This is a genomic window from Roseateles sp. P5_E11 (genome assembly GCF_054049355.1).
In genome coordinates, this window is the sequence record NZ_JBFUMO010000123.1 from 1 (window position 1) to 12,675 (window position 12,675).

Below are 12,675 nucleotides of genomic sequence, written 5' to 3' on the forward strand. Positions count from 1 at the left end.
GGTGTCGGCGTAGCGCTTGTTGGTCACATTGTCGACGTTGAGGCGGAACAGCAGCGCGTCCTCGACGACGGTGTATTCGGCCATCAGGTTGCCGATGATGAACTTGGGCGCGTAGAAGCCGGGGTTGCGGTTGGGCTGCTGACCGCTGCGAGCGTTGAAGCCGCCGCCAACGCGCCATTGCGGCGTGATCTTGTAGGTCGTCCACAAGCTGCCGGAGTAGCGCGGCGTCAGCGACGGGCGCGTGCCCTCGCCTTCCGCGCCTTCGGCACCGATGTCGATGATGGCCGTCGGCATCCAGGTGAAGGTGCCGAAGACTTCCCATTCCGGCGTGATGCGGCCGGTGATGTCGACGTCGATGCCCTGGGCGTGGCGCTTGCCGGACAGCACGACCAGATTGCTCAGCGGGTCGGTATTGCGCTCGTGCAGCTTGGTGGCGCGGAAGATGCCGAAACGCGTCGTCAGCCTGCCGTCGGCGCTGTCGTACTGGCCGCCCAGCTCGATGTTCACCGACTTCTCGGGCGGGATGTTGGCGTTGGTGGCGCTCAGCGAGTAGGTGTCGCCCGAGGTGTTGAAGGACGTCGCGCCCATCAGGTGGAAGGACAGCTGGGCATTCGGCTGGAACAGCACGGCGGCGCGCTTGCTCCACTCCGACACGTTCATCTGGTAGCTGTCGGTCGTTGAGCGAGCGATCTTGTCGTAGCCCGGCGTGCCGGTGGCGTTGTAGCTGTAGTTGAAGTTGTCGTAGTCGCCCTTGAGCTTGTCGTAGCGCAGGCCGGCGAGCAGCTTCCAGTGCGGCGTGAGTGACACCATGTCCTGCACGTAGGCGCCGGCAGAGCGGGAGGTGTACTCGCTCGCCTTCAGAGGTTGGCGGCGCGACTCGTCGATGCCGGCACCATCGTCGGGCGTGCCGGCCAGCGTGCTGGGCTTGGTGAGGCCCAGCGCCGCGTAGAAGGCCGCACGCTGAGCTGCCGTCAAGCCGGGGCTGTCGTTGTAGACCTGCTTCTTCTCCTGGGCGAAGTCCACGCCGGTCATGACATGGTGCTCCATGCCGGCGGCCTTGAACTTGGCGCTCAGGTCGCTCTGCACGGTGATGGTCTGCAGATCCTGGATCTTCAGCTGGGTGCCGCGAGCCAGCACGGTGTTGGGGCCGAAGGTCGCCAGTGACGCGGCAATGCCGCCCGGCTGCAGGGCTGCAGCTGCGAAGCGCACCGTGCCGGCGCGCTGGTCACGCGTGTAGGACGCATAGCGGGCCTTGGTGACCAGCTCGACGTTGGGGCTGAAGCGGTGCGTGTGCGAGCCCATCACGTAGTTGGCCGTGCCCTTGTTGCGGTCGCTGGCCAGCCCGAAGTAGGCGGTCGGTGCCAGCGGCAGCAGCGTCGTGGCGCTGCTCGGAGCGGTGGGCGTGGGCTTGATCCACGGCATGCCGTAGTTCATGCCGTTGTTGTTGTCCAGGGCGTACAGCGTGAGGGCGAACTCGTCGTCTTCGCCAATGCCCGTGCGCACCGAGCCGGCCAGCCCGGCCTTGTTGATCATGTTGCCCGAGCCGTCGTTGTCGGCGCGGTTGACCATGGTGCCGATGCGCCAGGCCGTCGTCTCGCCGCTGCGCTTGTTGAAGTCGCCGGTGACGCGCAGGCCGCCGTGGCTGTAGGCGCCGACGTTGATCTCGTTCTGGTCGGCCAGCACAGCCTGCTTGGTGACCTGGTTGACCGCGCCGCCGCTGGAGCCGCGGYCGAACATCAGCGCACCGGAGCCGCGCAGCAGCTCGACCTTGTCGAGGAAGAAGGTGTCGCGGTCGTAGAAGGCCGGGTCGCGCATGCCGTCGATGAAGATGTCACCGGTGCTCTGCAGCGAGATGCCGTGGATCTTGATGTCTTCCTCGCCGCCTTCGGCCGCCTGGAAGGTGATGCCGGCGGTGTTCTTCAGCACTTCCTTGACGTTGTCGAGGTTGCGGTCGTCGATGAGCTTCTCGGTGACGATGGTCAGGGACTGCGGGATGTCGCGGATGTCCTGCTTGCCCTTGCCGATGCGCGTCTCGGTGGCCTGGTAGCCGTCCTTGCCTTGCGGCTCGGCAGTGGCTTTGGCGCGCACGGTGGGCAGCACGCTTTCTTCCTTGGCGGGCGCTTTCTGTGTGGGCGCGGTCTGGGCCAGGGTGGCCGTGGCCAGGCCGAAGCCGGCGGCCAGCGCGCCCAGGGGTAGCAGCGCCTGCGTCTTCGACTTGTTCGATTTGTTCTTGCGGGACATGGATTTCTCCGAGGGATCGTGTTGAATGGGCATGGCTTTGCCCACGGCGGCGCAAGGCGCCGCCCACGGCATGGCTACTCAGGGAAAGGAGGTGGGGTCAGCGGTCGACTTCGTAGGACATCGGCGCGATGACCTCCCACTCGACGGGCTGCCCGTTCTCGGTGTATGGCGCGAAGCGGGCACTGCGCATGTCCTGCAGCGCCTGCTCGTCCAGGCGGGCGAAGCCCGAGGACTTCGCCAGGGTGATCTCACGCGGCTGGCCGCGCACGTCGACGATGACGCGCAGGTGCACGACGCCGGACTCGTGCAGCCGCTTGGACATCAGCGGCACCGTCATGCGCGGCTCCTTCAGATAGCGCACCGCACTGGCGGGGATCTGCTTGATCTGGGGGGCCGGTGGGGGTGTGATTGGAATGACGGGCGTTGGCGCCGTCTGCACCGGAATGACCGCCGGCGGCGGTGGCGGCAGGGCCGCGACTACAGGAGAGGGTGCGGGTGCGGCGGCGACGGCGATCAACGGCGGGTCCACCATCGTCAGCGCCGGCGCCTTCAGCTCCGGCATCGCCACCGGGGGCGGTGGCAGCGGCTTGGGCGGTTCGGCCGGTGCCACCAGGCGCACGACGACGGGTGCCAGGCGTGCCACCGTGCGGTGCACATCCTGCACCTGGCTCAGGCCCCACAGCCCCAGCAGATGCAGCGCCGCGATGCCCACCAGCAACAGGCGCCGGCTGCGCGACGGGCGCCCCATCTCGGCAAAGCTGAGCCGCGGTTCCGGCACTCGCAACGGCAGCACCACCGCCGGCCGCGATGGGACGGCGACCGGCACGGGAAGGGCCGGATTGGAGGCAACAAAGGCGAGGGCGGGCTTCACGAGCGAGACAGGACCGTGTTCGATGAAAAAATCTTAACACGAATGCGAACGATTCCTATTTGATGCGGCGTCGCGATGCTGCAGTCATGCGACACCGCTCTGGCGGTGGCCCGATATGCTCGCGGCCATGACCAAGATCCTCGTTCGTTGGCTGCTGCTCGCTGGCGCCCTGCTGCTGGTGGCTCACCTCTACCCCGGCGTCATCGTCAAGAGCTTCACATCCGCATTGATCGCGGCCTTCGTGCTTGGCTTGCTGAACACGCTGCTGCGGCCCATCCTCGTGCTGTTGACGCTGCCGGTGACGGTGCTCAGCCTGGGCCTCTTCCTCTTCATCATCAACGCGCTGATGTTCTGGATGGCCGCCACGGTGCTGGATGGCCTGGCCGTGACGGGCTTCGCCGCCGCGCTGATCGGCTCGCTGATCTACAGCCTGTGCGGCATGGTCATCGACGTCGTCGTCGAGCGCGTGTTCCCTGGCGACTGAAGCCCCTCGCCCAGTCCCGCGCCGCTGAACGCGGGCGGGCCTGATCGGTCCCCCGAGGGGACGGCGATGCTTGCAGCATTGAGCCGCAAGCACATCGCCACAGCGGGCCGGCTCGGGAGCGGCCCAGCGCTCGGCCCGCAAACTGAAAACTCAGCGGCAGACGAAGTCCAGGCTGGCCGCCGCGAAGCCGGCCAAGTCCTCGCGCGCATCGCCAGCGCGGGCGCGCAGTGCCATCGAATGCAGCACCGCCGATGCGAGCTGGGCGCGCATCGCCACATCGGTGCCGGGCGGCAGCTCGCCGTCGGTCACTGCCCGCTGCAGACGCGCCTCGAAAGCGGTGTTGAAACCGCGCAGCGAATCGCCGAGCTGCTGGCGAATGGCTTCGTCCCGCGGCGCCTCGGTGGCCGCCGTGCCAATCAGCAGGCAACCCCGCGCGGCCTCGTCGGGCGGGTAGTAGAGCTGCAGCGCCAACTCGTAGACGCGCAGCAGGCCATCGCGCAGCGAACGGTCCGCCAACGCCGCGGCGATGGCGGCATTGGATTGCTCGGTATACAGGCGCAGCGCCAGCAGATAGAGGGCGTGCTTGTCCCCGAAGGCGCCATACAGGCTGGGCCGGTTCAGGCCGGTGGCATGGCTCAGGTCATCCAACGACGTCGCTGCATAGCCGCGCTGCCAGAAGGCCAGCGTGGCCTGCGCGAGCGTGGCCTCGGTGTCGAAGCTGCGTGGCCGCCCGCGAGGGCGCGGGGTTGGCTTGGCCTCATCTTCAGATTTTTGTACCACGGCGCATGAAATTCATTGACGGCAGTGAATTCTATTCAATACAGTACAAAAACACTGTTGGAGATCTTGATGGAGCTGTTCTTTTCCCCCATGGCCTGTTCGCTGGCGAGCCGCACCGTGCTGTATGAAGTAGGTGCCGATGCGCGCTTCACGCAGGTGGACGGCAAGGCCAAGCGCACGCTGGACGGCCGCGACTACTGGCAGGTCAACCCGATGGGGCAGGTGCCGGCGCTGCGCACCCCCGAGGGCTGGCTGCTGAACGAGAACGCCGCGGTGCTGCAATATCTGGCCGAGGCCTTCCCGGCGGCGGGCCTGCTGCCCGCCGAAGCCGATGCGCGCGCCCGTGTGCGGCAATGGCTGGGCTTCATCGGCACCGAACTGCACAAGGCCGTCTTCGTGCCGCTGCTCGATCCCAAGGCCAGCGCCGACGTGAAGGCCTATTCGATGGACAAGGCGGCGCTGCGCCTGGGCGTCCTGCAAGCTCATCTGCAGCAGCACGAATACCTGGAGGGCAGCTATGGCATCGCCGACATCTACCTCGCCGTCGTATTGAACTGGGCGCCCTATGCCGGCGTGGACTTGGGCGGATGGCCCGCGGTCAAGGTCTATCACCGCCGCATCGGCCAGCGCGAGGCGGTGGCACGGGCGCTGCGCGAGGAGTTCGCGCTGTACCAGGAAGAGCAGCGTTTGCAGGCCGCTTAATTTGGCAGTTCGACGTCCGGCGGGATGTAGCGGCCGCGGTACATCTCGCCCAGGAGCGACTGGCGCTCATAGACCAGGGCGCGCAGCCGGGCGTCGATGACGGAGGCTTCGACCTGGTCGGCATCCGGCCCGCGTGACTGGCGCAGGCCTGAGCGCATGCGGTCGATGGCACCGTTCAAGTCGCCGGCGGCGGCATGCACCTCGGCCTGGGCCCGCACGGCCCGCAGCGGCTGGCCCAGCTTCTGCCAGATCAGTGCGAGCTGGGCCCAGGCCAGGGAGTCCCGCGGCTCCAGGCTGACATGGGTCTGCAGTGCATCCGCGGCCTCGCGCAGGGTCGGCGACCCCGGGCCGGCCGCCAGCGCCAGGCCCACGCGCTGCATCAGCATGGGGCGGGATTTCTCGCCTGACAGCGTGTCCAGCGCGGCGGTGCCCTCCATCGGGCGGCCGCGGGCCTGCGCGAGCTCGGCACGCAGATAGGTCAGTTGCCGCCTGGCGGCCACCGTCTCGGCGGGGCTGGGGTTGACGAGCTCCAACGTCACCTCCGCACTGCGCAGCGTGGCCTCTGCGCGGTCGAAGTTGCGCAGCTTGATGGACGCCAGCGCCGCGGCATAGCGCGCCCCGAGCTGTTCGTAGCCGCCGCTCTCGCGGATGTTGCGGGCGCCGGCGTCGTAGTTCTCCAGTACCTTCCAGGCCTCGACGCGGGGGTCCATCAGCACACGCGAACGCGCTGCCATCAGCGCATGCTCGGCGAGGCCCCGCGGGCGCGCGAAAGGTTCGAGGGCCAGGCGCGTGCGTGCGTCGCCGATGCGCTCACTCGTCAGCGGATGGGAGCGCAGGTACGGGAAGGCGCCGTTGTCCATCAGGTGATAGGCCTGCTCCATGCGCTCGAACATGCTGACCATGCCGCTGCCCGCGAAACCGGCCTCGACGAGCACGTTGAAGCCGACGCGGTCGGCCTCGCGCTCCATGTCGCGCGAGAAGTTCAGCGACAGCTGCGTGGCCGCCGCCTGGCCGCCGACGATGCCGGCATTGGCCAGGTCGATGTTGCCGCGCGACGCGGCCAGCACGCCCAGCAGCAGGCCCGCGATGGCGACCATGCTGTTCTTGGAGTCACCGGCAATGCGGCGTGCAATGTGGCGCTGCGTCACGTGCGAGATCTCGTGCGCCAGCACCGAGGCCAGTTCGTCGCGTGACACCGTCATCGCGATGAGCCCCAAGTGGGTGCCAACGAAGCCGCCCGGCAGCGCGAAAGCGTTGACGCTCTTGTCCTCGACGAGGAAGCTTTCCCAGGCGAAGCGGGTCTGGATGTCTTCGCCGATATGGCCGAGTTTGCGCGACGCGGCCACCAGCGGCTCGAAGATGCCGGCCATGTACTCCTGCAGGATGGGGTCCTGCACACACGCGGGGTCGATGCGGATCATGCGCATGTAGCGCTCACCGAGTTGCCGCTCGGCAACGACATCGAGATCCTGCGAGACCGAGTCACCCAGGGCGGGCAGGTTGACCTGGGCCCGGATCGGGCTGGTGGTGATGAGGCAGGCGGCCGCAAGCAGGGTCAGCAGGGCGCGGGAGGCGGGTGACTTCTTCATCGAACAGAGACTCCGGCCGGCGGGAGCCGGCTGTCTATGATGCCTGCAACTCGGTTTCCTGAATGTTTCTTGGTATGTCGACCCCGCTGACTCACTTCGACGCCCAGGGCCAGGCCCATATGGTGGACGTGTCGGCCAAGGCCGAGACCCACCGTGTCGCCGTCGCCGCAGGCGAGATTCGCATGCAGCCGGCGACCTTTGCATTGATCGCCAGCGGCACGGCCAAGAAGGGCGATGTGCTGGGCGTGGCACGCATCGCGGCGATCCAGGGCGCAAAGCGCTGCGCCGACCTTGTGCCACTGTGTCACCCGCTGCCGATCACTCGCGTTGCGGTGGACTTCGATCTGGACGAAGCCGGCGGCCGCGTGCTGTGCCGCGCCCAGGTCGAGACGCTGGGCCGCACCGGCGTCGAGATGGAGGCGCTGTGCGCCGTGCAGGTCGGCCTGCTGACCATCTACGACATGTGCAAGGCCGCGGACCGCGGCATGGTCATCGGCAACGTGCGGGTGCTGCAGAAGCAGGGCGGCAAGAGCGGCGACTGGCGCGCCGCTGATTCTCCGGTGCCTTCAGCGTAGCGTCCGCCAGTCGATGACGCCCGATGCCGGCTGGCATTGCGGCATGGTCGGCGCCGAGGCGGCGATCTCGCAGTTGGCGAACCAGTTGTCCCCGGTCGGATTGCGGAACTCGCGCAGGCGGTCGGCGAGGAAGCGCGCGCCTTCCTGGTCACCGGTCTTGTCCAGCGATTGCGACCAGTGCATCAGCAACCGCGCGTCGATCAGATTGAAGGCCGTGCGGCGTGCAGCCTCCAGCGCGAGCGGCCCAGGGGGTTGGCTGGTGGCGGCCGCGTAGTCGGCCTGGTGGTTGAAGAATAGCGAGCGCTGGCCATCGGCGATGCGAGCGCCCAGCGGCATGGCATCCTCACTGGGCGTGTARATGGCGACGACGCGCTGGTAGTCCCACACCGCGAAGGCGCTGCCGGCAATCAGCAGGCCGCCGATCATCCGCCAGGGCATGGCGCCCGCCGGCTTTTCCGGCGCTTCGGCAGGGAGAGCGAGGCCAAGTGCAAAGCAGGCCGGCAACAGGAAATAGGCGTACCAGAGCGGGTACTCGACCAGGCTGTGCAGGGCGATGGTCAGCACGATCATCAGCGCCATGCGGCGCAGCGGCGTGTCTTCCACCTTCTCGGAGGGACTGCGCCACGCCTTCCACAGCGCCCAGGCCAGCAGCAGCAGCACGGCGCCCGCCCAGGGCAGTCCCAGCTCAACGGCGAGCTGCGACGCGATGTTGTGGGTGTGGTCGAAGAAGGCGATGGGCCGGTTCGGGAAGGACGTCAGGCTCCAAGCGAAGTTGAATTCCCCCCAGCCAACTCCCAGCAGCGGGTTGGCCTTCGTCAGAGCCCAGGCGTCACGCAGGATGGCCAGTCGCGACGGCGAGCCCGCGCCTTCCGATAGGCGTGAGGCTGCGCGGAAGGCATGGCCGCTTTCGGCCGACCAGAGCGACATGCCCCACCAGCTGACGCCCAGCATCAGCGGCGTGGCCAGCAGGCACAGCCGGGCACTGCGCGACAGCTTTCGGTCCACCACGCCCCACACGGCCAGCAACGCGATGCCGGCATAGCCGGTGCGCGAGGCGCTCAACACGACAGTGAAGGTGAAGGCAAACAGCAGCGGCGCCAATGCCATCCGCCAGCCGCGCTTCTCGGTGATGAAGACGGCGGCGATGGACGACCACATCATCAGGCTGGCCAGGTGGTTGGGCTGGCGCAGATTGCCCACCGCGCTGCCCACCACGCCGGAGCGTGCGATGAAGTTGCCATCGGCGACTGCCGGCAGGAAGACCTGCACGATGCAGACGACGACCGTCAAAAGGCCCGTGACCAGCAGGCCCCAGCAGAAGGCCTCAGCGGCGAGCTGGCGGGACTTGTGCGACAGCCCCTGTGCCACGAGCAGCACGGCCAGGCCGGCGCCGATGACGGCGGTGGCGCTCAGGCCCAGCGACGGCGGCAGCGTGCGCCACACGACGGAGCTCATCGGCGCGGCCAGCAGCAGCGCCAGCGCCATGGCGGCGGGACTCTTCAGCCCGGCGCGCCAGCCTGGCGTGGAAGGGGCCCACAGCACCAGGGCCAGCCCCCAGCCGGCAAGCGCCAGCAACTGGTTGTAGAGCGTGGCCGCAGGCGTCTGGTTGAAGGCCAGCAGCGGTGGCAGCGCGGCGGCGAGAACGAGGCCGAGCGGCGCGGCGTCGGCACTAGCGTCGGCGGAGGCGGTGGTCTGGGACGACATGGGCGCGCATGATGGCATGGGGCGACACGCTCGGTAGCGCCATTCAGGATGGTCTGCGCTGCCAGGCGCCCCGGTTGGAGTCGTCAAAATGGCCGCAGTGGTGTACACGATTGAGGCCGAAAAGTGGCCTGCTGCTCAGTTGCAAGCCTCGAGCGCCTTGCAAGCCAGGGGCCAGTCGAGGGCGTCTGGCAGTCGCCGCCTCTCCGCGGTGCCTGCGATGCGGAACTGAACTTGCCGGATCGGCATGGGGCGGAAGGCCTTGGACGTCAGGTCGCGGCTCGCGTCCTGGGCGGGGAACTCGATACCAAGCACAGACGCGGCGGTGTGGAAGATCGCGTCCTGGCTGACGACGTGTTCCCTGTGCGCCTGCAAGGCTTGCCACTGTGCGGCGTGGGCCGCCCTGAATTTAGCGTTGGCCCAGAACAGCAGCGGGATATGGACTTCACTGACGTTGAATTCTTTGAACCCGTGTGTGACGCGGCCTTCCATGGCCATCAATGCCTCGCCATGATCGGGGATGTAGGTCACGGTGACCTCGCCCGGGAGGCGCGACGCGCGCTGAATGATCTGGCTCAGCACGAAGTCGGTGCGCAGGATCGTGTCGTCGTAGACATCCGCCGCGACACGGCCGGATAGATCGGTCTTCATGGCGGCCGCCACCGATTGGCGGTCCCGGCCTGAAAAATAGAAGCCGTCGTCGGGCAGGCGCAGCAGGTAGTCCCAATGGCTGCCATAGGTATGCACCACGATGAACTTGTGCGGACTGTCGTTCTTCAGCACGTCATCCAGTGGCGCGAGCAGCACGTCGTCCGGTGTGGGATGGGTGTCGCCCCAGTTGTCCGTGTCGACGGGCTGGCGCCACACCTGTGGTCGCGGCCGGAAGATCTTGTAGAGCGCCATGCTCTGGTTGGACAGCCAGGCTGTGAAGTAGCCGGCTTCGTTGGCCAGGTCGACCAGATTGCCGCGGATGGCCTGCGGCGAATAGCTGGCAGGCGCGCTTCCGGTCATCAGCATCGGCACAGCCAGCGAGGTCAGATTGCTGGTCGAGTAGGTGCGCGTGAAGGCCAGCAGGCCGTCCAGGCGCTCCAGCTCCGGCGTGGTCTGGCGCCGATAGCCCAGCAAATGAAAGCGGTCGGCCCGGGCCGACTCCCCGATGACAAGGATGTGCGTGCGCGGCGCATCGCTGGAGAAAGTCGCTCGGGCGTTGTACGGCTCGTGTTGTTCGAAGAATCCCCAGGCCTGGGCGTTGCCTTCGAGCCCGCCGATCACGCTGATGAGGCCGCCCAGCGGATAGCTGGACGTCAGGTAGCTGTGCGCGTTTTCGCCCATGTCGACGTCGAGGCCTCGCGAGCTTCGCGAGGGCATGCACAGCAGAAGGGCCAGCATGGGCAAGGCCAGCCATCGGGTGKCACGACGCAGGCCAGCCGGGATAGGCCGCCTCCCGAGGCTGGCGGCGATAGCCGCATACAGCGCAACCGCGCCTGTGCAGAGCAACAGGGGCAACTGCAGGTGGAATAGGCTCACGAAGCTGCCGAACTCCGCGCGCGAACTTGTCAGCAGAACCGCGAAGGCGTTTTCGTCGGGTGGGGCCGAAAAATTCAGCACGTACCAGACAAAAAGGGGCGACAGGCACAACAGGGGCAGGTGCAGCAGGAACAGTGAACGCCAGCTTTGCACCAGCAGCATTGGCAGCACCAGCGTCAGTGCAGACAGCGTCACGCTGTAGATGGGCGCCCAGGGCCCGAACTTGCCGATGTCGCTCGCGCAGGCCAGCACGATGGGCGGCGCCAGCAGCAGCGCCCAGTTCACCGCAAGCATCCAGATGAGCCGGTGGCTTTTTGGCGTCAACACATTTCTCACTCGGCGACCGCGAGGCGCGGACGCGAACCACGGTTTGCGGTGGCAGGGTTTGCGTCTAGCGACATGGGCGCAAGGGGTATTGGGAAAAGACAAACCGCATCGAGTGCCACCATGCGCCGATGCCGGTCAGTGGGTCGAGCAGGACTTGCCCTTGACATCGAGATCGAAGTCACCGAAGTGCGTGTTGAGCCGCTTCGAGGGCCGCAAGCGCCCGCTGCTCAGGTCGGCATGAGCGTTGGGCAGCGCGGTGTCGAAGCCAGCCAAGCCAGTCATCGTCGCGAAAATGGACAGGGTACTCACAGGCGCGCTGGCGTGCGATTCCATGGCGGCCAACGCATCCGGGCGCGCGGCGCGCCATGCGGGTGAGGCCCAGATCACCATGGGGACGCGGTAGTTGGTTTCCGCGGCGAAACCGTGCCCACCTCGGCCGCAACTGCCGTCGAACATCGACTCGCCATGATCGGCGGCATAGAGCAGCTTGGCGGCCGCACCGGTCTCGGCAAGCATGGCGATGGCCTCATCGAGCACGTAGTCCGTGTAGAGCGCGCTGTTGTCATCGGCGTTGAGCAGCTTGGTCAGCAGGGCCGCGCTCCATATGTCCGGAATCTCATCGGGCTGCAGCGAACGTCACACTACGGAGCAACAGAAGGGGGGAAGGCATGGCGGAAGTGGATGTCACGCGCGGGGACAGGGCTATTGCGAGAGACGCACTTGAATGGAATTTTGAACGCTTGAAGGCCTCCTCACAGCCAACCGTCGAGCCAGAAGCGCGGGTTGTTGGGTTCAGATTCGGGGGATGGGGCGCGCAGCCCAAGTGTCGGGCGCGGCATTTCATATTCCTTGATGGTCGGGTACGCAAACCAGACCTGAAAAATGAGGAACGAAAAGATGACGAGACGGCCTGCCATCGGTATTACTTGCTGCGCTGCGTGTGCAGGCTCCGAGCCCGCCGCCGAACCGCGCGCAAACAGCGCGACTGCGATGCATATCCACACCTGTGACACCGGCATCACGAAGTTGCCGGAGAAAAAGCCGTCGATAGCCAAGGCAATGACAGCCGCCACAACCGAAACATCAACCACGCTGAGCTCATACTTGGAAGCCTGTCGCCTCACGATGCCTTTCCACAGCAAATGCAGCAGCCAGCCAAATATCAGCAATGCCGTCGGCAATCCATATTCAGCAAGAACCTGGATGTATATGTTGTGGGGATGGGCGCCACGCAAATTGACATAGTCTGAAAAGTGCATTGGGCCAACGCCCAGCCACGGTGAATTGACCAATTGCGCGAAGGCGATCTTCCACAAAAACAAGCGCGAATGATCGCTGACCATGTCATTCGCGCTGTGCTGCGCCGTCATCACCGCTGCGTCAAGCTGTAGCGGCAGGGCGTAGAAGACGCAAAAGTAGAAAACCAATGCCGATAGCAACGATATCAGGGCGCCCTTCAAGTAGATTGCCCCCCGTCGGCGAAAGAGGATGGCAACCGCCAGCGCACTGATCATCAGGGCGACACTGCTCGCCCGCGATGCCAGGCCAATCAGGATGGCGATGCTGAGGGTGGCGGAAATCCAGCCAAAACGCCTGAGCTTGACGGAATTGTTCCGGTCGCTCGCGATGCCAATCAAAAGGGGCAGCGCTGGAGTTTGGGCGTGGTTCAGGAAGCGCGGGTTGTCGAAGCCTGGAACCATCAGCCAGAAGTTGCCCACACCGCCATTGAGAGCGCTGGCACTCCATGCCAACAGGAAGAAGATCTCGTAGAGCAGCCACGACGAGACGATGGCAAGGAGGATCTTCTCCATCCCGACTTCTTCTTGAAGAGCAGCTATGGCAAACGTCAGGAAGAACAGCGAAAAGGACAGCGAAAGC

The 12,675-nt window shown here is 66.2% G+C and carries 11 protein-coding genes; 3 read left to right on the forward strand and 8 right to left on the reverse strand.

Annotated features, from left to right (window positions below; genetic code table 11):
- Both ACXJKR_RS11655 and ACXJKR_RS11660 read right to left on the reverse strand, forming a co-directional pair.
- Positions 1-2,241, reverse strand: a 2,241-nt coding sequence (locus tag ACXJKR_RS11655; RefSeq protein ID WP_457322978.1) for a TonB-dependent receptor, incomplete at its 3' end; no start/stop codon positions are given.
- A 97-nt stretch (positions 2,242-2,338) separates the two neighbouring features.
- Positions 2,339-3,112 carry an energy transducer TonB gene (locus ACXJKR_RS11660; protein WP_457322979.1) on the reverse strand — a complete coding sequence of 258 codons (774 nt, stop codon included), beginning with the start codon at positions 3,110-3,112 and terminating at the stop codon, positions 2,339-2,341.
- A 127-nt stretch (positions 3,113-3,239) separates the two neighbouring features.
- On the opposite strand from ACXJKR_RS11660, the gene ACXJKR_RS11665 reads away from it, so the two are divergent.
- Positions 3,240-3,596, forward strand: coding sequence for a phage holin family protein (locus ACXJKR_RS11665; protein WP_235531772.1), 357 nt, complete (start codon positions 3,240-3,242; stop codon positions 3,594-3,596).
- 150 nt (positions 3,597-3,746) lie between these two features.
- Here ACXJKR_RS11665 and ACXJKR_RS11670 read toward each other — a convergent pair whose 3' ends face one another.
- A complete protein-coding gene (locus tag ACXJKR_RS11670) occupies positions 3,747-4,376 on the reverse strand; it encodes a TetR/AcrR family transcriptional regulator (protein WP_457322980.1) in 630 nt (209 codons plus the stop codon).
- A 69-nt stretch (positions 4,377-4,445) separates the two neighbouring features.
- Between ACXJKR_RS11670 and ACXJKR_RS11675 the strand changes: the two genes are divergently transcribed.
- Positions 4,446-5,078, forward strand: coding sequence for a glutathione binding-like protein (locus ACXJKR_RS11675; RefSeq protein WP_457322981.1), 633 nt, complete (start codon positions 4,446-4,448; stop codon positions 5,076-5,078).
- On the opposite strand, the gene ACXJKR_RS11680 is transcribed toward ACXJKR_RS11675, so the two are convergent.
- The gene (locus tag ACXJKR_RS11680) at positions 5,075-6,667 is read right to left on the reverse strand and encodes a M48 family metalloprotease (protein WP_457322982.1); all 1,593 of its coding nucleotides are present in this window, start codon (positions 6,665-6,667) and stop codon (positions 5,075-5,077) included. The genes ACXJKR_RS11675 and ACXJKR_RS11680 overlap by 4 nt on opposite strands.
- A 74-nt stretch (positions 6,668-6,741) precedes the next feature.
- On the opposite strand from ACXJKR_RS11680, the gene moaC reads away from it, so the two are divergent.
- Positions 6,742-7,242, forward strand: a complete 501-nt coding sequence (moaC, locus tag ACXJKR_RS11685) for a cyclic pyranopterin monophosphate synthase MoaC (protein ID WP_457322983.1) — start codon at positions 6,742-6,744, stop codon at positions 7,240-7,242.
- Here moaC and ACXJKR_RS11690 read toward each other — a convergent pair.
- The 4 genes from ACXJKR_RS11690 to ACXJKR_RS11705 form a co-directional block, all read right to left on the reverse strand.
- Entirely contained in the window at positions 7,234-8,946 is a 1,713-nt protein-coding gene (locus tag ACXJKR_RS11690) for a Wzy polymerase domain-containing protein (RefSeq protein ID WP_457322984.1), read from the reverse strand. The two genes, moaC and ACXJKR_RS11690, sit on opposite strands and share 9 nt — an antisense overlap.
- A gap of 135 nt (positions 8,947-9,081) precedes the next feature.
- Positions 9,082-10,755, reverse strand: coding sequence for a phosphoethanolamine transferase (locus tag ACXJKR_RS11695; RefSeq protein WP_457322985.1), 1,674 nt, complete (start codon positions 10,753-10,755; stop codon positions 9,082-9,084).
- 177 nt (positions 10,756-10,932) lie between these two features.
- Entirely contained in the window at positions 10,933-11,427 is a 495-nt protein-coding gene (locus ACXJKR_RS11700; protein ID WP_457322987.1) for a sulfatase-like hydrolase/transferase, read from the reverse strand.
- A 122-nt stretch (positions 11,428-11,549) separates the two neighbouring features.
- Positions 11,550-12,675, reverse strand: a 1,126-nt coding sequence (locus tag ACXJKR_RS11705) for an O-antigen ligase family protein (protein WP_457322986.1), incomplete at its 5' end; no start/stop codon positions are given.